Here is a 17,450-nt window from a genome sequence, read left to right as displayed (position 1 = left end):
GCCCGTTCAGCCGCGCAGCGTGAGCGCCTGCCCCGCCACGACCATCAGCACGTGCTCGCACTCCGAGGCGAACGCCGCGTTCAGGCGGCCCAGTTCATCGCGGTAGCGGCGGCCCGAAGCGGTCGCCGGGACGATGCCGGAGCCGACCTCGTTCGACACCGCGACGACCGTGCGCCGGGTCGCCCGCACCGCGTCCGTGAGCTCGGCGACCCGCTTGCGCAGCGCCCGCTCGCCACCGCCCGCCCATTCGTCGTCGTCCCACGCGTTCACCTCGTCCATGGCGTACGTCAGCCACAGCGACAGGCAGTCGATGAGCAGGGGAGGGCCGTTCTCCGTGAGCAGCGGCACGAGGTCGCACGTCTCGGCCGTGCTCCACGACCCGGGCCGCCGCTCGCGGTGGGCGCTCACCCGGTCCGCCCACTCGGAGTCGCCGTTCCTGGTGCCGCCCGTGGCCACGTACAACACCTCGGGGAAGGCCTCCAGGCGCCGCTCGGCCTCCACCGACTTCCCCGACCGGGCTCCGCCGAGCACGAGGGTGCGGCGCGGCACGTCCGGTACGTCCTCGTAGGCACCCACCACCAGCGTCGCCCCGTCCGGCACGGCCCGCGCGCCGGCGGCGGCCAGCCTGCGGGACAGTTCCGCACCCGGCGGCACCTCATGGCCCAGGTGGACGGCGACGACGTCCGTGGTCGGCCCGATCGCCCCGGTGGCCCGCAGCCGCGCGAGAGCGTCGGGACGCCCGACCACATCGGCGAGGACCATCTCGTACGCGGGCTGCTCCTCCGGCAGCCCGGCCGGCGCACTGCCCGGCGGCAGATACAGCAGCCGCTCCCCGTCGGGACCCACGACCTCGTACCCCGTGCCGGGGTGGTCCATCGCCACCGCGCGCACCCGGTGCCCGGTGAGCAGCGCGAGCTCCCGCCCGTCGGGCACCCGGCCCGGCTGCGGCAGGCCCGCGGGCACCTCCACCGAGGGGCCGTCGTGCGGATGGGAGAGGAGCACCTGGCGTACACCGCCGAGCGAGTGCCCGGAGCGGGCGGCCGCGAAGGCGGCGCCAGGAGTGAGGTCGAGCAGCAGGACGCCGTCCACCAGGAGCGCGGTGGCGGCGCGCGCCGCGCCGCCGAGCGCGGTCGCGCAGGCCGCGCAGGGGCAGCCGGGACGGGGCAGGCCTTCGGGGGCGCCGGTGCCGAGCAGAGTCAGTTCCACAGGAAGATCCTCCCGCGTCACCGCGAGCGCCGCTCGCCCGGCTAGGCTGCGAAGGGCTTCACACAGCTGTCGGACCATCGGGAGGCTGGCATGGCGGCATGGACGTGGCGGTTCGAGAAGGCGGACGGGACGGAGGTCCAGCCCGCTCTGACACCCGAGGAGTTCACGACTCAGGGGGACGCGGAGTCGTGGCTCGGCGAGTTCTGGAAGGAGCTCGCGGAAGGCGGCGCCGACCAGGTGTCCCTCTTCGAGGACGCGAACAAGATCTATGGGCCGATGAGCCTGCACGCGGAGGATGCGGCGCAGGGATGAGTGACGCCTGACCGTGAAGGGGCGCCCGCTTCGAGCGGGCGCCCCTTCATGCTGCGCGCGTCGTGTGTCCCTACATCTCGCCCAGCGTGACGTCGGCGGTCTTCTCGGAGCCGTCCCGTACGTACGTCACCTGCGCCTTTTCGCCGGGCTTCTCCCCGGCGAGCGCCTCGGAGAGCGAGGTGATCGTGGTGATCTCGGAGCCGCCGAGCCTGGTGATGATGTCGCCGCTCCGCAGACCGGCCTTGGCCGCGCCACCGTCCTTCTGCGCGTCGACGACGGCCACGCCTGCGGGCTTGTAGTCGTCGCCGAGGACCGTGCGCCCGGTGATGCCGAGCGCGGCCCGGCCCGAGTCGGTGACCTTGCCGTCCTTGATGATCTGGTCGGCGATGGTCTTCACCATCGAGGACGGGATCGCGAACCCGATCCCCGGCGCCGCGCTGTCGCCCATCTGCGGGTCGGTCGCGGCGAGCGTCGGGATGCCGATGACCTCGCTGTCGAGGGTGACCAGGGCGCCGCCGCTGTTGCCGGGGTTGATCGCGGCGGACGTCTGCACCATGTTCGCGATGGTGGCCCCGGGCGCGCCCTCCGTACGGGGCTCGCTGACGGTCCGTCCGGTGGCGGAGATGATGCCCTGCGTGACGCTGGACGACAGGCCGAGCGGTGAGCCCATGGCGAGCACGATCTGCCCGACCTCGGCCTTCGTCGAGTCCGCGAACTTGGCGGGCTTCAGCTTGCCCGGCGGGTTGTCGAGCTTGATGACGGCGAGGTCCTGCTCGGGATAGGTGGCGACGAGCTTCGCGGTGAGGGCCTGCTTCCCGGTGGCCGTCGTGACCTTGAAGGTCTCCTCCTTGCCCACGACATGGGCGTTGGTCACGACGTGGCCCTTGTCGTCGTAGACGACACCGGAGCCGAGGCTGTCGGAGGCGTCGATCTGGACGACCGACGGCAGGACGTCCTCGATCACCTGCTGGTAGGCGTCCTGCAGATCGCTCTCGGCCATGGGCGCGGCCTGAGTGGTGGACTCACCGGAGTCTCCGGAACCGGTTCCGGAGCAGCCGCTCACGAGAAGCCCTGAGGCGACGACGACGGCGGCGGTGACGGTACGGATGCGCGAGACAGTCATGTCCCGAGTGTCCCGTTCGTCCTCGTATGTCGCCCTGGATGCGGGGCAATCGGGTGGGTGGGCGGGAAGCATCCGCCGCGAAGCGGCGGTCCAGTCAGCCCCGCATCAGCCCCGCATCAGTCCCGCACACCGCAGACATGCAACAGAGCCGCGACCCGGCGATACGGGTCAGTACGCCCGGCCCGCTCCTCGGCGGCGAGCAACGCCGCCAACTCCGCGTCCTCCGCCGGCGGAACCACCTCATCCGCCGCGCCATCGGTGAAGACCCGCACCCCGTACCAGGCATGCAGCGGCGCCGCGATCCCCGCGAGCGAGGCCGAGACGGCGTCGAGCCGGTCGGCCCGCGCCTCGATGCCGAGACGGTTGCGGTACACGGTGGAGTCGAAGGCGCTCATCGCCCCCGCCCAGTCCCCGGCCATCCCCGGCCGCATGGCCAGCGCGTCCGCGTTCCGCACAAGGAGGGAGAGCAGTCCGCCGGGTGCCAGCATCCGGGCCAGGCCCGCCAGCAGCGCGTCCGGCTCCTCGACGTACATCAGGACGCCGTGGCACAGCACGACGTCGAAGCTGCCCGGCAGGAAATGCACCCCGGTCTCGCGCCCGTCGCCCTCGACGATGCGCACCCGGCCCTGGATTCCCTCGGGCTCGGAGCCGAGCGCCGCACGCGCCGCGGCCACCATGGCCGGGTCCTGTTCGACGCCGGTCACCTTGTGTCCGGCGCGGGCCAGCCGCAGGGCCTGCGTGCCCTGGCCCATGCCCACGTCGAGCACCCGCAGCCGCTGCCCGACGGGGAAGCGCCCGGCTATCTGCTCGTCGAGCTGGCGGGTCACCAGCTCCTGGCGTACGGCGTTACGAAGGCCGCCCAGCTTCTCCAGCCACGCGGCGGCCCCGCCGGCGAATCCGCTCAGGGCCGTTCTCCGCGCTTGACCTGCGGCTTCGGCAGACGCAGACGGCGCATCTGGAGCGTACGCATCAGGGCGTAGGCGACCGCGCCCTTCTTGCTCTCGCTCGGGAAGCGCTCGTTCAGACGCTTCTTCAGGCGCACCGCCGTCGTCACCGAGTCCACGATGATCAGGACGATCACGAAGAGCCAGAGAAGCAGCGCGATGTTCTGCAGCTGCGGAACGCGGACCATGCTCAGCACGAGGATGATCACCGCGAGCGGCAGGAAGAACTCCGCGATGCAGAAGCGCGAGTCGACGAAGTCACGCGCGAACTTGCGCACGGGGCCCTTGTCGCGGGCGGGCAGATAGCGCTCGTCACCGCTGGCGAGCGCCTGACGCTGCTTCTCCATCTGGGCGCGGCGTTCATTGCGCTGCCGCTTGGCCGCCTCCTTGCGCGTCACAGGCGTGTTGGCCACGCTGCGGCGCTGGGTCTGGGCCTCACTGCGCTTGGGCGTGGGGCGGCCCTTGGGGGCCTGCGGGTCACGGGGCTGCTGGGAGTCGGTCACCGGGGCCTTGGCTACCGGGGCCTTCTCGTCCTTGGATCGGCTACGGAACACAAAACCCAAGGGTACGGGGTGCGGACGTGTGGACCCCAGCCCCACGGGGAACGATCCGGCAACACCGGGCGTCTTGATTGTGTGGCTAAGGGGACGTTCCGTGTGGTTTACAAGCGGTTTTCGGGCGGTTCCCGGGGGTGCACCTACTCCCTACGCCTGAGCCCGGCCGGACACAGTCGTCCTTGGGGATGAGCGCATCCGCACGCGAACAGTGCGGTAATGGATGCAGGGCCCGTACTGTGGGTTCTGAGCAGTACCTGGAGCTGGAAGTCCGTCAGAAGGGGGCGCGCGAAGCCCATGAGCGGTGTCATGAAGCGTATGGGGATGATCTTCCGCGCGAAGGCGAACAAGGCCCTTGACCGGGCCGAGGACCCGCGCGAAACCCTCGATTACTCGTACCAGAAGCAGCTCGAGCTGTTGCAGAAGGTGCGCCGTGGTGTCGCCGACGTGGCGACTTCGCGCAAGCGCCTGGAGCTGCAGCTGACCCAGCTCCAGAAGCAGTCCTCCACCCTTGAGGACCAGGGCCGCAAGGCCCTCGCCCTCGGCCGTGAGGACCTGGCCCGCGAGGCGCTCTCGCGCCGTGCGGCGCTTCAGCAGCAGGTGACCGACCTGGAGACGCAGCACCAGACGCTCCAGGGCGAGGAGGAGAAGCTCACCCTCGCGGCGCAGCGCCTCCAGGCCAAGGTCGACGCCTTCCGTACGAAGAAGGAGACGATCAAGGCCACGTACACCGCCGCCCAGGCGCAGACCCGGATCGGCGAGGCCTTCTCCGGCATCTCCGAGGAGATGGGCGACGTCGGCATGGCGATCCAGCGCGCCGAGGACAAGACCGCGCAGCTCCAGGCGCGGGCGGGCGCGATCGACGAACTGCTCGCCTCCGGTGCTCTCGACGACTCCTCCGGGCTCGCCAAGGACGACATCCAGTCCGAGCTGGATCGCCTCTCCGGTGGTACTGATGTAGAGCTGGAACTGCAGCGGATGAAGGCGGAACTGGCCGGAGGCTCGACCTCGAAGCAGGCCATCGAGCCGGGTCAGGGACAGCCCCAGGCCCAGCAGCCGCAGGACACCCCGCGCTTCGACAAGCAGTAGTTCACCGCTCACGTCCGAGGAGGGCGACATGATCGTACGGATCATGGGGGAGGGGCAGGTGAAGCTGGCCGACGGCCACTTCACCGAACTGAACAAGCTGGACGACGAGCTGCTCGCCGAGATGGAGAGCGGCGACGAGTCCGGCTTCCGCCGGACGCTGAACGCGTTGCTGGACAAGGTCCGGGAGCTGGGCGACCCCCTCCCGGACGACGCTCTCGAGCCCTCGGAACTGATCCTCCCCGGACCGGACGCGACGCTGGACGAGGTCCGGGAGATGCTGAGCGACGACGGCTTGATCCCTGGTTAGACACTGGATGCGGGGCAATCGGGTGTGTGGGCGGGACAGATCCGGCGCGAGGCGACGGGTCGGGACGCCCAGGGAGTCGGAGCTCAGCCATGACAAAGGGCAAGGCAAGGCGTGACCACTCTCGGGCGAGGCCGCTGCTGGGCCAAGGCACACCCCCTGGCCGTGGACGGAACCCTCGCGGCAGCCGTCCTCGTCTGCATGGTCATCGGCTCCTTCGTCGAGCCCTACGGGCATGACGGCGGTCCCTCCTGGGGCACGCGCACTCCGGGCACCCTCAGCCTCGTCCTGATGCTGCTCGGCGCCTCCGCGCTGATCTTCCGCCGCCGGGCTCCCTGGATCGTGCTCGCGGCGACCTGCACCTTCACCGTCGTCGACCTGGTCACCGGCGAATTCCGCGGCAGCGTCGTCATGAGTGCGGTCATCGCCCTCTACACCGTCGCCGCCACCACCAACCGCCCCACCACCTGGCGCGTCGGCGTGATCACCATGACCGGGCTCACCGCGGTCGCGATGCTGGCCGGCCCCCTGCCCTGGTACGCGCAGGAGAACCTCGGCATCTTCGCCTGGACCGGCATGGCCGCGGCCGCCGGGGACGCCGTCCGTAGCCGCCGCGCCTTCGTGGACGCCATACGCGAGCGCGCCGAACGCGCGGAACGCACCCGCGAGGAGGAGGCCAGGCGCCGCGTCGCCGAGGAACGGCTGCGCATCGCCCGCGACCTGCACGACGTGGTCGCCCACCACATCGCCCTCGTCAACGTCCAGGCGGGAGTCGCGGCCCACGTCATGGACAAGCGGCCCGACCAGGCCAAGGAAGCCCTCTCCCACGTACGCGACGCCAGCCGCTCCGCGCTCAACGAACTGCGCGCCACCGTCGGCCTGTTGCGGCAGACCGGTGACCCCGAGGCGCCCACCGAGCCGGCTCCGGGCCTGGCCCGCCTCGACGACCTCGTGGAGACCTTCCGGCACGCCGGCCTGCCCGTCGAGGTGACCTGCGACGACACCGTGGCCGACCTGCCCGCCGGAGTCGACCTGGCCGCCTACCGGATCATCCAGGAAGCCCTCACGAACGTGCAGAAGCACGCGGGGACAGGCGCCAAGGCCGAGGTCAGCGTCATCCGCGTGGGGCCGAACGCCGAGGTCACGATCCTGGACGACGGCGGGGGCGAGAAGAAGGAACCGGCCGCCGAGGGCGACGGCGGCGGACACGGCCTCCTCGGCATGCGCGAGCGCGTCAGCGCCCTGAACGGCCGCTGCACCGCCGGACCCCGCTACGGCGGCGGCTTCCGTGTCCATGCGATCCTGCCGGTCACGGCAACGCCGGTCACCCCGGCAGAGGGAGGGACCGCGTGACGATCCGGGTGCTGCTCGCCGACGACCAGGCCTTGCTGCGCAGCGCGTTCAAGGTGCTCGTCGACTCCGAGCCCGACATGGAGGTCGTCGCCGAGGCGTCGGACGGCGCGGAGGCCGTCGAGCTCGCCAGGTCCGAGGCCGCCGACGTCGTCCTGATGGACATCCGCATGCCCGGCACGGACGGCCTCGCCGCCACCCGGCTGATCAGCGCCGACCCCGAGCTGGCCCACGTACGCGTGGTCATGCTGACGACCTTCGAGGTCGACGAGTACGTGGTGCAGTCGCTGCGCGCCGGGGCCTCCGGCTTCCTCGGGAAGGGCGCGGAACCGGATGAGCTGCTCGGCGCGATCCGGATCGCGGCCGCCGGTGACGCCCTGCTCTCCCCGGTGGCGACGAAGGGCCTGATCGCCAAGTTTCTCGCGCAGGGCGACAGTTCGGACGAGGAGGGCGGGGTGCGCGGCGAGCGGCTGGACGCGCTCACCGGGCGCGAGCGCGAGGTGCTCGTACAGGTCGCGGGCGGTCACTCGAATGACGAGATCGCCGAGCGTCTTGAGGTCAGCCCGCTCACCGTCAAGACGCACGTGAACCGTGCGATGGCGAAGCTGGGCGCCCGCGACCGGGCACAACTCGTCGTGATCGCCTACGAATCGGGCCTGGTACGTCCAAGGGTGGAGTGATTGCGGGCGCGACGTACTGCACTCGCAGTATGCGTCGCGTCAGAACGGGTCCTCGGAGTGACGATTCCTGCTCTGGACATGGCAGATCGTGTAGGGGGCACCGGCCCTGTCGGTGCCGTTCCTGCGCAGTACGCCACAGAGAGAGACCACCATGTCCTGGCTGTCCCGGTTCAGCCTCGCCCAACGGGCCCTTGTCGGGCTGATATCGATCATCGCGCTCGTCTTCGGCGCCATCGCGATCCCTCAGCTCAAGCAGCAATTGCTGCCCTCCATCGAACTGCCGATGGTGTCCGTCCTGGCCCCGTATCAGGGCGCGTCCCCCGATGTGGTGGAAAAGCAGGTCGTCGAACCCCTCGAGTCCTCGATCGACGCGGTCGACGGCATCACCGGCATCACCTCCACGGCGAGCGAGGGCAACGCCGTGATCATGGCCCAGTTCGACTACGGCAGCGGCTCCAAGCAGCTCGTCGCCGACGTCCAGCAGGCCGTGAACCGCGCCGGGGCCCAGCTCCCCGACGACGTGGACCCGCAGGTCATCGCGGGCTCCACGGACGACATCCCGACCGTGGTCCTCTCCGTCACCTCCGACAAGGACCAGCAGGCGCTCTCCGACCAGCTCGACCGCACCGTCGTGCCCTCCCTCAAGGACATCGACGGCGTCGCCCAGGTCACCGTCGACGGCGTGCGCGACCTCCAGGTCGACGTCACCCCGGACGACAAGAAGCTGGCCAGGGCGGGCCTGACCCCGGCCGCGCTCGGCCAGGCCCTCCAGGCCGGCGGCGCCACGCTCCCCGCGGGCTCCTTCGACGAGGACGGCAAGAACCGCACCGTCCAGGTCGGCGGCGGCTACACCTCCCTGAAGCAGATCCAGGACCTGATGGTCGCCCCTGAGGCCAAGCCGGGGGAGCGCCCCGCCAAGCCGGTGCGCCTCGGTGACGTCGCCACGGTGAAGCAGGCGCCCTCCGAGGCCACGTCCATCACGCGCACCAACGGCAAGCCGAGCCTCGCCCTCGCGATCACGATGGACCAGGACGGCAGCGCCGTCGCCATCTCCGACGCGGTCAAGGACAAGCTTCCCGACCTGCGCAAGGACCTGGGCAAGGGCTCCGACCTGACGGTCGCCAGCGACCAAGGCCCGGCGGTCTCCAAGTCCATCGACGGCCTCACCACCGAGGGCGCGCTCGGCCTGGTCTTCGCGGTCCTGGTCATCCTGGTCTTCCTGGCGTCGATCCGTTCGACGCTGGTCACCGCGGTCTCCATCCCGCTCTCGGTCGTGCTCGCCCTGATCGTGCTGTGGACGCGGGACCTCTCCCTCAACATGCTCACGCTCGGCGCGCTGACCATCGCCATCGGCCGTGTCGTCGACGACTCGATCGTGGTCCTGGAGAACATCAAGCGCCACCTCGGATACGGCGAGGAGCGCGAGGCCGCCATCATCACCGCGGTCAAGGAGGTCGCGGGCGCCGTGACGTCCTCGACCCTGACGACCGTCGCGGTGTTCCTGCCGATCGGTCTGGTCGGCGGCATGGTGGGCGAGCTCTTCGGCTCCTTCTCGCTGACGGTCACGGCGGCGCTTCTGGCCTCCCTGCTCGTCTCGCTTACGGTCGTGCCGGTCCTCTCGTACTGGTTCCTGCGTCCCCCCAAGGACGTCCGCGGCGCCGACCCGGAGGAGGCCCGCCGCAAGGCCGAGGAGAAGGAGGCGAAGAGCAGGCTCCAGCGCTTCTACGTCCCCGTGCTCCGCTTCGCGACCCGGCGCCGCTTCACCAGCCTCGTCATCGCGATCGTGGTCCTCGTGGGCACGTTCGGCATGGCGCCCCTCCTGAAGACCAACTTCTTCGACCAGGGCGAGCAGGAAGTCCTGACCATTAAGCAGGAGCTGAAGCCGGGCACCAGCCTGGCGGCGTCCGACGCCTCGGCCAAGAAGGTCGAGAAGATGCTGGACGGTCTCGACGAGATCAAGGACTACCAGGTCACGGTCGGCTCCTCCGGTTTCATGGCGGCCTTCGGCGGCTCCACGGACACCAACCAGGCCTCGTACACCCTGACGCTCAAGGACAAGTCCTCGTACGACAAGACGCAGGACAAGGTCGAGGAGGAGCTCGGCAAGCTCTCCGGCATCGGCCAGACGTCCATCGCGGCCGGTGACGGCTTCGGCAGCCAGGACCTGAGCGTGGTCGTCAAGGCCGCCGACGGCGACGTGCTGCGCAAGGCGTCCGACGAGGTGCGGGACGAGGTCGCCAAGCTCGACGACGTCACGGACGTGCAGAGCGACCTGTCGCAGAGCATCCCGCGGATCTCGGTCAAGGCGAACGCCAAGGCCGCCGCGGCCGGGTTCAACGACACCACCCTCGGCCAGGCCGTCGCCCAGGCGGTCCGCGGAACCGAGAGCGGCAAGGCGATCCTGGACGACACCGAGCGCGACGTCGTGGTGAAGTCGAAGCAGCCGGCGAAGACCCTCGCGGAGCTGCGGAAGCTGAACCTCGGCTCCGCGAAGCTCGGTGACATCGCCGACGTCAAGCTGGTCGACGGACCGGTCTCCATGACCCGCATCGACGGCGCCCGCGCCGCGACGATCACCGCGAAGCCGACCGGCGAGAACACCGGCGCGGTCAGCGCCGACCTCACCAAGAAGCTCGACGCGCTGAAGCTGCCGGACGGCGCCACGGCGTCCATCGGCGGTGTCTCCGAGGACCAGGACGAGGCGTTCGCCTCGCTCGGCCTCGCGATGCTCGCGGCGATCGCGATCGTCTTCATGCTGCTCGTGGCGACGTTCCGGTCGCTCGTGCAACCGCTGATCCTGCTGGTCTCGATCCCGTTCGCGGCCACGGGCGCCATCGGCCTGCTGATCGCCACCGACACCCCGATGGGTGTCCCGGCGATGATCGGCATGCTGATGCTGATCGGCATCGTGGTGACGAACGCGATCGTCCTGATCGACCTGATCAACCAGTACCGCGGGCAGGGTCACGGCGTGGTCGACGCGGTCATCGAGGGTGGCAGGCACCGCCTCCGCCCGATCCTGATGACGGCCCTCGCGACGATCTTCGCCCTGCTCCCGATGGCCCTCGGCATCACGGGCGAGGGCGGCTTCATCGCCCAGCCGCTCGCGGTGGTCGTCATCGGCGGCCTGATCACCTCGACGCTCCTCACCCTCCTCCTCGTCCCGACGCTGTACGCGATGGTGGAGCTCCGCAAGGAGAAGAGGCGCGGGAAGCGTGAGGCGAAGCGGGCCAAGAAGACGGGTGTTCCGCCGCAGGGTGCGGACTCCGGGGACCAGGAGCCCGCGACGGTCTAGCACCACCGCGAGGAGCGCAGAACGAGGTAAGGGGCACCCGGCAAGGCCGGGTGCCCCTTACGCACATGCACGGCAGGCCTACGGCAGGGCCAGCATCCGTTCGAGGGCCAGCTTCGCGAACTGCTCGGTCTCGCGGTCGACCTCGATCTGGTTGACCAGCTTGCCCTCGGCCAGCGACTCCAGGGCCCAGACCAGGTGCGGCAGGTCGATCCGGTTCATGGTCGAGCAGAAGCAGACCGTCTTGTCGAGGAAGACGATCTCCTTGTCCTCGGCGGCGAAACGGTTCGCCAGACGGCGTACGAGATTCAGCTCGGTCCCGATCGCCCACTTGGAACCGGCCGGGGCCGCCTCCAGGGTCTGGATGATGTGCTCCGTGGAGCCCACGTAGTCCGCCGCCGCCACGACCTCGTGCTTGCACTCCGGGTGCACCAGGACGTTCACGCCGGGAATCCGCGCGCGCACGTCCTCCACGGACTCCAGCGAGAAGCGCCCGTGCACCGAGCAGTGCCCGCGCCACAGGATCATCTTCGCGTCACGCAGCTGCTCGGCCGTCAGGCCGCCGTTCGGCTTGTGCGGGTTGTAGACCACGCAGTCGTCGAGCGAGAGGCCCATGTCGCGGACCGCGGTGTTCCGGCCGAGGTGCTGGTCGGGCAGGAAGAGGATCTTCTCGCCCTGCTCGAAGGCCCACTCCAGGGCCCGCTTGGCGTTGGACGAGGTGCAGATCGTCCCGCCGTGCTTGCCGGTGAAGGCCTTGATGTCGGCCGAGGAGTTCATGTACGAGACGGGCACGACCTGCTCGGATATCCCGGCCTCGGCCAGCACGTCCCAGCACTCCGCGACCTGCTCGGCGGTGGCCATGTCGGCCATCGAGCAGCCGGCGGCCAGGTCGGGCAGGACGACCTTCTGGTCGTCGGTGGTCAGGATGTCCGCGGACTCGGCCATGAAGTGCACGCCGCAGAAGACGATGTACTCCGCCTCCGGCCTGGCGGCCGCGTCCTTGGCCAGCTTGAAGGAGTCGCCGGTGACATCCGCGAACTGGATGACCTCGTCTCGCTGGTAGTGGTGGCCGAGAACGAAGACCTTGTCGCCGAGCTTCTCCTTGGCGGCACGGGCGCGCTCCACCAGGTCGGGGTCGGAGGGCGACGGCAGATCGCCGGGGCACTCCACGCCGCGCTCGCTCTTGGGGTCGGCCTCGCGGCCGAGCAGCAGCAGAGCGAGCGGTGTGGGCTGAACATCGAGTTCCACAAGGTCCACGGGGGACTGGGCGGTGGTCACGACACGCACCCTTTCTGAATGTGATGAGCGCGGCTGCAGCCGCTCCGGTGGAGCCGGTGCTTGCACCGGGGAGCCTTTTCGTCTAATTGACGTTATCTATCATAACCGCTTCACGTCAGTTTGACGATGGCCATAGTGTCGATGTGACGCGTTCGCCTCCGACGGGTCGATGCCCCGCCGGGCGGCATGTGCGAGCATGAAGGGACAGACAGCCGAGAGACAGTCGACAGACAGCCGGGAGACACAGCACTCGGCCCGGAATGAATCCGCGGCCCCGACGGTTGCAACCGTCGGCAAGCAGTCTCCGTACAACCCGGGAGAGAAGCAGATGTCCGTATCGGACGAGACCACCACCGTGAGCGACGGCATCCTCCTGTCCGACGCCGCCGCGGCCAAGGTCAAGGGCCTTCTGGAGCAGGAGGGCCGGGACGACCTGGCGCTGCGCGTCGCCGTTCAGCCCGGCGGCTGCTCCGGTCTTCGCTACCAGCTGTTCTTCGACGAGCGTTCGCTCGACGGCGACGTGGTCAAGGACTTCGACGGCGTGAAGGTCGTCACCGACCGGATGAGCGCCCCGTACCTGGGCGGCGCCTCCATCGACTTCGTCGACACCATCGAGAAGCAGGGCTTCACGATCGACAACCCGAACGCCACGGGCTCCTGCGCCTGCGGCGACTCGTTCAGCTAGACCGGCACGGACCCGGCCGGGTCCGTCCGCGCGAAGGCGGCCCCCGAAGCACTTCGGGGGCCGCCTTCGTGTGTGTCCGCGGTGCCGCTACTTGCGCGGCACCGTCTCGCCGCCCTTCGCGTCCACGACCTCGCGGTCGCCGAGCGGCTGGTCGAGGGTCACGGTCTCGGTGAACTTCTTGGCCATCGACACGCAGACCTCGCCCTTCTTGTGGGACTCGGTCACCTTCACGCGCACGCTGCCCTTGCTCTCGTCGGCCGAAGCCGAGTAGTCGCTGCACACGCCGCCCCAGAAGGACAGCGTCAGGGACTTGCCGTCCGCGCGGTAGGACTCGACGCGCGTGACCGAATCCTGCCGGCCCGAGCCCGGCTTCTCGGTGGGCGTCGGGGCCGCGGGCGGCGTGCTCGGCGAGGTGAGGAACTTCGGCTCCACGGCCGTGTGCGTCACCGTGAAGGTGTCCTGCGCGCCCTGCGGCTGCACGTCGAACAGCCAGGAGGGCACGAGCGCCTGGCGCCCGTCCACGAACTGCACCGCGAGCCCGAAGGTGGCCCCCTTCACCGTGACCGGCTGCGGCTTCGGAGGCGCGGAGGAAGGCTCCTCGCACGGCGCCTTCGTCCCCTCCTCGACGGCGGGGCCCTCACCCTCAGAGCTGTCCGCCGTGTCGCCCGCGGGGTTCGGCACCGCCGACGCGCAGCCGCCGATGCCGACCCGGCCGCCACCGCCGCCCGACGCGTTGAGCTGCTCCAGGGTCTCCTCGGCGCTGATCACCGGGTAGGTGGCGCCCTTCTCCGGCGCCTTCAACTGGCCGCTGCCTCCGACCACTTGACCGTCCGAGCCGACCTGGATGCCGGTCGACCAGCCGTACGTCGGCAGGCCGCCCACCTTCGGGTCGGCGTTCACCACCCGTACGCCGCCCATGAGTTGGCCCGCGTCCAGCTTCGCGTCGTCCTGGCCCACGGCCTTCAGGACCGGCGCCGCCGCCTTCTTCGCCGCGCTCTCGCCGACCGCGTCCCCCTCGCCGTTCGGCGCGGTGGACGTTCCCGAGTCCCCCGAACAGGGCTTGCCCTTCTGGCAGTTGTCGCCGCCCCCGGCGGTGTACTTCGTGAACGTCCAGGTGCCGGGAGCCTGCTTGCTCACCTGGAGCGAGGGCCCGGAACCGTCCTTCGTGGGACCGATCTTCCAGGCGCCGTCCTGCGACGTGGGCTTGCCGGTGACGCCGAGTGCCTTGGCCAGCTCGGTGACCTGGTCCTGGCTGACGGTGCCCCGCGCGTGGTACACCGGCGCCTCGTCGGGGCCGCCGGGCAGCTTGCCCTCGGCGCGGTAGGTGGCGCCGTTCGGGTCGGGCTCGCCGGGGGCGATGCCGTTGGTGTCGCCCGAGCCGCCACTGCCGCCTTCCCGCCGGTCGCCGTCCGTGTGGCCGTCCAGGGCGAGGGGCGGGGGCGTGCCGCCGTCGGCGGCGGGAGAACTGCCGTTGCCGTCGCTGCCGCCTGAGGCGGTGGCGGCGAAGTACGCGCCGCCGCCACCGACGAGCAGCACCGTGGCCGCCACCGACGCGACGGCAAGGCGGGAACGCCGCCGGTGCTGCTCGGCCGCGTCATGGTCGGGTCGCTCGGTGCTCACCGCATCGCTCCTTCGACTGCACTGCTGTCCCTGGAGGCCCGTGGGTGGGCCCCGTTCGTATTCCGCGTCCCCTTTACGGGGGACAGCGGTGGGACGCAGCGGGGGAGCGCGCGGTTCCCTCGGCGCGCGCTGGCGCCCTGGCTCAGTCGCCGTACTCGGACATGCCGTCGATCAGCCGCGCGGAGGCGGACGGAACGCTGACGCCATGGATCAGCGCGGGCGACACCGGGGCGGTCGCGGCGGCCGCGGGAGTCACCCAGTGCGGGGCCATGCGGGCGCAGTCGCCGCGCAAGGTCTCCAGGGACTCGGTGGGCAGCTCGACGGGACGGGCGTTCACGACATGCTTCGAGATAACGGCCATAACCGCACCGTACGCATCGCACACCTCGCGAAAAAAGACCTACTAACGGGTAGTTTGGCCTCTTCAGCAGGGGTGCGCCGACCCGGTAGCGTGAAGTGTCAACCCCTGCCTCTCCTCCACAGGAGCATGCCGTCGTGCGTATCGCAGTCACCGGCTCCATCGCCACCGACCACCTGATGACCTTCCCCGGCCGCTTCGCCGACCAACTGGTCGCGGATCAGTTGCACACGGTTTCTCTCTCTTTCCTGGTCGACGCCCTCGACGTACGCAGGGGAGGAGTGGCCGCCAACATCTGCTTCGGCATGGGCCAGCTCGGCACGAGCCCGATCCTGGCCGGCGCCGCGGGCTCCGACTTCGGCGAGTACCGCGCCTGGCTCGACCGGCACGGCGTCGACACGGCGTCGGTCCGCATCTCCGAGACGCTGCACACCGCCCGCTTCGTGTGCACCACGGACGCCGACCACAACCAGATCGGCTCGTTCTACACGGGCGCGATGAGCGAGGCCCGCCTCATCGAACTGAAGACCGTGGCCGACCGCGTGGGCGGCCTCGACCTGGTTCTCATCGGTGCGGACGACCCCGAGGCGATGATGCGCCACACCGAGGAGTGCCGGACGCGGAAGATCCCCTTCGCGGCCGACTTCTCCCAGCAGATCGCGCGCATGGAGGGCGAGGAGATCCGGACGCTCCTCGACGGCGCCACGTACCTCTTCTCGAACGAGTACGAGAAGGGGCTCATCGAGTCCAAGACCGGCTGGACCGACGCCGAGATCCTCTCCAAGGTCGGCCACCGCGTGACGACCCTCGGCTCGCGCGGCGTGCGCATCGAGGCGACGGGCCAGGACCCGATCGAGGTCGGCGTCCCCGAGGAGGAGGCGAAGGTCGAGCCGACCGGCGTCGGCGACGCCTTCCGCGCGGGCTTCCTCTCGGGTCTCGCCTGGGGCGTCTCCCACGAGCGCGCGGCGCAGGTCGGCTGCATGCTCGCCACCCTGGTCATCGAGACCGTCGGCACCCAGGAGTACGAGCTGCAGCGCAGCAACTTCATGGACCGCTTCACCAAGGCGTACGGCCATGAGGCGGCGTCCGAGGTCCAGGCCCACCTGGTCTAGTCAGGAGCTCCGGCGGACCACATAGGCGACGCCGTGGTCCGCCGGCTCCTCGCCCACGTACTCCTGGCCCCGCATCTCGCACCACGCCGGGATGTCGAGCCGCGCCGCCTCGTCGTCGGCGAGGACCGTGACCGTGCCGCCCACCGGCACGTCCCCGATGACCTTCGCGAGCTCGATGACGGGGAGCGGGCAGCGCTTGCCGAGCGCGTCGACGACGAGCGAGCCGGACTCCGCACGCGGGCCGGCCGGGGCCGCCGGTGCGCCCAGTTGCTCCCGTACGGCGGCCACCACGCCCGGCAGAACCCCCAGGAAACGCTCGACGTCAGCTTCCTGGGTCCCCCGTGGGAGTGACACCCGGACGTTGCCCTCGCTCAGTACGCCCATCGCCTTCAGGACATGGCTCGGGGTCAGCGTCGAGCTGGTGCAGGACGAGCCGGACGAGACCGAGAATCCCGCCCGGTCCAGCTCGTGCAGCACGCTCTCCCCGTCGACATAGAGACACGAGAAGGTCACCAGGTGGGGGAGGCGCCGCTCCGGTTCGCCCACCACCTCCACGTCCGGCACCAGACCCGGCACCCGTGCCCTGATCCGCTCGGTCAACTCCCGCAGCCGGGCGCCCTCCTCGGCCGCCTCGGCCTGCACGGCACGCAGCGAGGCCGCGGCGGCGACCACCGCCGGGATGTTCTCGAAGCCCGGGGCGCGCCCCGACTCGCGCTCGTCGGCCGGGCCTTGCGGGGCGAACCGCACCCCCTTGCGCACCACGAGCAGCCCCACGCCCGCGGGCCCGCCCCACTTGTGGGCACTGGCGGCGAGCAGCGACCACTCCCCGCCCACCGGACCCCACGGCAGCGACTGCGCGGCGTCCACCAGGAGCGGCACCCCGGCGGCCCGACACGCCGAAGCGACATCGGCCACCGGCTGCTCGGTGCCCACCTCGTGGTTGGCGGACTGGAGGCAGGCGAGCGCCGTGTCGGGGCGCAGACCGGCGGTGTACGCGGCCGTGGACACCGCCCCCGACCGGTCGACGGGGATCTCCGTCACTGTCCCGCCGTCGCCTTCGAGGGCCGCCGCCGCATGGAGCACCGAAGAGTGTTCGACCGCCGACACCACCAGATGGCGCCCGACACGCCGTCGCCCCGCGAGGGCCCCCGCGATCCCGGAGTGCACCGCCCGGGTGCCCGAGGAGGTGAAGGAAAGCTCGTCGGGGCGGCACCCGACCGCCTCCGCGGCCGCCTCCCGCGCGGCATCGAGCAACAGCCTGGCCCGCCGCCCCTCGCGATAGAGCCGCGCGGGATCGGCCCACCCTTCATCGAGCGAGGCCTGCAGGGCTTGGCGGGCCACGGGATGAAGGGGAGCGGAGGAAGCCACGTCGAAGTAGGACACGGGGTAACGCTAAGGCCTGGGGGAGCGCCCCATGGGGGCGCGGGGAACTGCGTGATCAGCCACGGCGAACCCGCAGTCGCGAACCAGGAGGCCCCCGAGCCATTGGGCGGGCCGGACCTTCCGTCAGAAAGCTGCTGCGGGGCGGGCGTAACACCCTCCC

At 70.6% G+C, this 17,450-nt stretch carries 16 protein-coding genes; 8 read left to right on the top strand and 8 right to left on the bottom strand.

Going from position 1 to position 17,450, the window contains the following annotated elements:
* Window positions 1–6: 6 nt before the first annotated feature.
* A complete protein-coding gene (locus tag ACWFRU_RS01385) occupies window positions 7–1,206 on the bottom strand; it encodes a bifunctional adenosylcobinamide kinase/adenosylcobinamide-phosphate guanylyltransferase (RefSeq protein ID WP_453683695.1) in 1,200 nt (399 codons plus the stop codon).
* 90 nt (window positions 1,207–1,296) lie between these two features.
* Between ACWFRU_RS01385 and ACWFRU_RS01380 the strand changes: the two genes are divergently transcribed.
* Complete coding sequence (locus tag ACWFRU_RS01380) at window positions 1,297–1,518, top strand: hypothetical protein (protein ID WP_363208308.1); 222 nt, start codon at window positions 1,297–1,299, stop codon at window positions 1,516–1,518.
* Window positions 1,519–1,588: 70 nt separating this feature from the next.
* Here the strand turns inward: ACWFRU_RS01380 and ACWFRU_RS01375 are convergent, their stop codons facing one another.
* The 3 genes from ACWFRU_RS01375 to ACWFRU_RS01365 form a co-directional block, all read right to left on the bottom strand.
* Window positions 1,589–2,641 (bottom strand): S1C family serine protease, encoded by a 1,053-nt coding sequence (locus tag ACWFRU_RS01375; protein WP_453683694.1) that lies wholly within the window; start codon window positions 2,639–2,641, stop codon window positions 1,589–1,591.
* 116 nt (window positions 2,642–2,757) lie between these two features.
* The gene (locus ACWFRU_RS01370; protein WP_453683693.1) at window positions 2,758–3,468 is read right to left on the bottom strand and encodes a class I SAM-dependent methyltransferase; all 711 of its coding nucleotides are present in this window, start codon (window positions 3,466–3,468) and stop codon (window positions 2,758–2,760) included.
* Window positions 3,469–3,542: 74 nt separating this feature from the next.
* Complete coding sequence (locus ACWFRU_RS01365; RefSeq protein ID WP_453684475.1) at window positions 3,543–4,217, bottom strand: DUF3043 domain-containing protein; 675 nt, start codon at window positions 4,215–4,217, stop codon at window positions 3,543–3,545.
* A gap of 219 nt (window positions 4,218–4,436) precedes the next feature.
* On the opposite strand from ACWFRU_RS01365, the gene ACWFRU_RS01360 reads away from it, so the two are divergent.
* The 5 genes from ACWFRU_RS01360 (at window position 4,437) to ACWFRU_RS01340 (ending at window position 10,857) form a co-directional block, all read left to right on the top strand.
* Window positions 4,437–5,228 carry a PspA/IM30 family protein gene (locus tag ACWFRU_RS01360; protein ID WP_397710843.1) on the top strand — a complete coding sequence of 264 codons (792 nt, stop codon included), beginning with the start codon at window positions 4,437–4,439 and terminating at the stop codon, window positions 5,226–5,228.
* A 28-nt stretch (window positions 5,229–5,256) separates the two neighbouring features.
* Window positions 5,257–5,535 carry a PspA-associated protein PspAA gene (pspAA, locus tag ACWFRU_RS01355; RefSeq protein ID WP_453683692.1) on the top strand — a complete coding sequence of 93 codons (279 nt, stop codon included), beginning with the start codon at window positions 5,257–5,259 and terminating at the stop codon, window positions 5,533–5,535.
* 111 nt (window positions 5,536–5,646) lie between these two features.
* Window positions 5,647–6,885: a sensor histidine kinase gene (locus ACWFRU_RS01350; RefSeq protein ID WP_453683691.1), complete on the top strand. Its 1,239-nt coding sequence runs from the start codon at window positions 5,647–5,649 to the stop codon at window positions 6,883–6,885.
* Window positions 6,882–7,562: a response regulator gene (locus ACWFRU_RS01345; RefSeq protein ID WP_453683690.1), complete on the top strand. Its 681-nt coding sequence runs from the start codon at window positions 6,882–6,884 to the stop codon at window positions 7,560–7,562. Before ACWFRU_RS01350 ends, ACWFRU_RS01345 begins: the two co-directional genes overlap by 4 nt.
* A gap of 151 nt (window positions 7,563–7,713) precedes the next feature.
* Window positions 7,714–10,857: an efflux RND transporter permease subunit gene (locus tag ACWFRU_RS01340; RefSeq protein WP_453683689.1), complete on the top strand. Its 3,144-nt coding sequence runs from the start codon at window positions 7,714–7,716 to the stop codon at window positions 10,855–10,857.
* Window positions 10,858–10,935: 78 nt separating this feature from the next.
* Here the strand turns inward: ACWFRU_RS01340 and nadA are convergent, their stop codons facing one another.
* Window positions 10,936–12,141, bottom strand: a complete 1,206-nt coding sequence (nadA, locus tag ACWFRU_RS01335; RefSeq protein WP_453683688.1) for a quinolinate synthase NadA — start codon at window positions 12,139–12,141, stop codon at window positions 10,936–10,938.
* A gap of 319 nt (window positions 12,142–12,460) precedes the next feature.
* Between nadA and ACWFRU_RS01330 the strand changes: the two genes are divergently transcribed.
* Complete coding sequence (locus ACWFRU_RS01330) at window positions 12,461–12,817, top strand: HesB/IscA family protein (protein WP_030933606.1); 357 nt, start codon at window positions 12,461–12,463, stop codon at window positions 12,815–12,817.
* A gap of 87 nt (window positions 12,818–12,904) precedes the next feature.
* On the opposite strand, the gene ACWFRU_RS01325 is transcribed toward ACWFRU_RS01330, so the two are convergent.
* On the bottom strand, window positions 12,905–14,437 hold the full coding sequence (locus tag ACWFRU_RS01325; RefSeq protein WP_453683687.1) for a hypothetical protein: 1,533 nt from the start codon (window positions 14,435–14,437) through the stop codon (window positions 12,905–12,907).
* A gap of 142 nt (window positions 14,438–14,579) precedes the next feature.
* On the bottom strand, window positions 14,580–14,798 hold the full coding sequence (locus ACWFRU_RS01320) for a hypothetical protein (RefSeq protein ID WP_453683686.1): 219 nt from the start codon (window positions 14,796–14,798) through the stop codon (window positions 14,580–14,582).
* A gap of 134 nt (window positions 14,799–14,932) precedes the next feature.
* Between ACWFRU_RS01320 and ACWFRU_RS01315 the strand changes: the two genes are divergently transcribed.
* The gene (locus ACWFRU_RS01315; protein WP_451202818.1) at window positions 14,933–15,907 is read left to right on the top strand and encodes a carbohydrate kinase family protein; all 975 of its coding nucleotides are present in this window, start codon (window positions 14,933–14,935) and stop codon (window positions 15,905–15,907) included.
* On the opposite strand, the gene ACWFRU_RS01310 is transcribed toward ACWFRU_RS01315, so the two are convergent.
* The gene (locus tag ACWFRU_RS01310; RefSeq protein ID WP_453683685.1) at window positions 15,908–17,290 is read right to left on the bottom strand and encodes an aminotransferase class V-fold PLP-dependent enzyme; all 1,383 of its coding nucleotides are present in this window, start codon (window positions 17,288–17,290) and stop codon (window positions 15,908–15,910) included.
* Between the last annotated feature and the right edge of the window lie 160 nt (window positions 17,291–17,450).

The organism is Streptomyces sp. NPDC055099 (assembly GCF_053607685.1).
The sequence above is the reverse complement of the archived record's forward strand: the minus strand, read 5'-3'. Positions and strand labels throughout refer to the sequence as shown.

What these genes read in the sequence shown, in the direction of transcription:
- ACWFRU_RS01340 (WP_453683689.1), top strand. Translation starts at nt 7,714, where the DNA reads ATGTCCTGGCTGTCCCGGTTCAGCCTCGCCCAACGGGCCCTTGTCGGG.
- pspAA (WP_453683692.1), top strand. Translation starts at nt 5,257, where the DNA reads ATGATCGTACGGATCATGGGGGAGGGGCAGGTGAAGCTGGCCGACGGC.
- ACWFRU_RS01380 (WP_363208308.1), top strand. Translation starts at nt 1,297, where the DNA reads ATGGCGGCATGGACGTGGCGGTTCGAGAAGGCGGACGGGACGGAGGTC.
- ACWFRU_RS01360 (WP_397710843.1), top strand. Translation starts at nt 4,437, where the DNA reads ATGAGCGGTGTCATGAAGCGTATGGGGATGATCTTCCGCGCGAAGGCG.
- ACWFRU_RS01375 (WP_453683694.1), bottom strand. Translation starts at nt 2,641, where the DNA reads ATGACTGTCTCGCGCATCCGTACCGTCACCGCCGCCGTCGTCGTCGCC.
- ACWFRU_RS01330 (WP_030933606.1), top strand. Translation starts at nt 12,461, where the DNA reads ATGTCCGTATCGGACGAGACCACCACCGTGAGCGACGGCATCCTCCTG.
- ACWFRU_RS01320 (WP_453683686.1), bottom strand. Translation starts at nt 14,798, where the DNA reads ATGGCCGTTATCTCGAAGCATGTCGTGAACGCCCGTCCCGTCGAGCTG.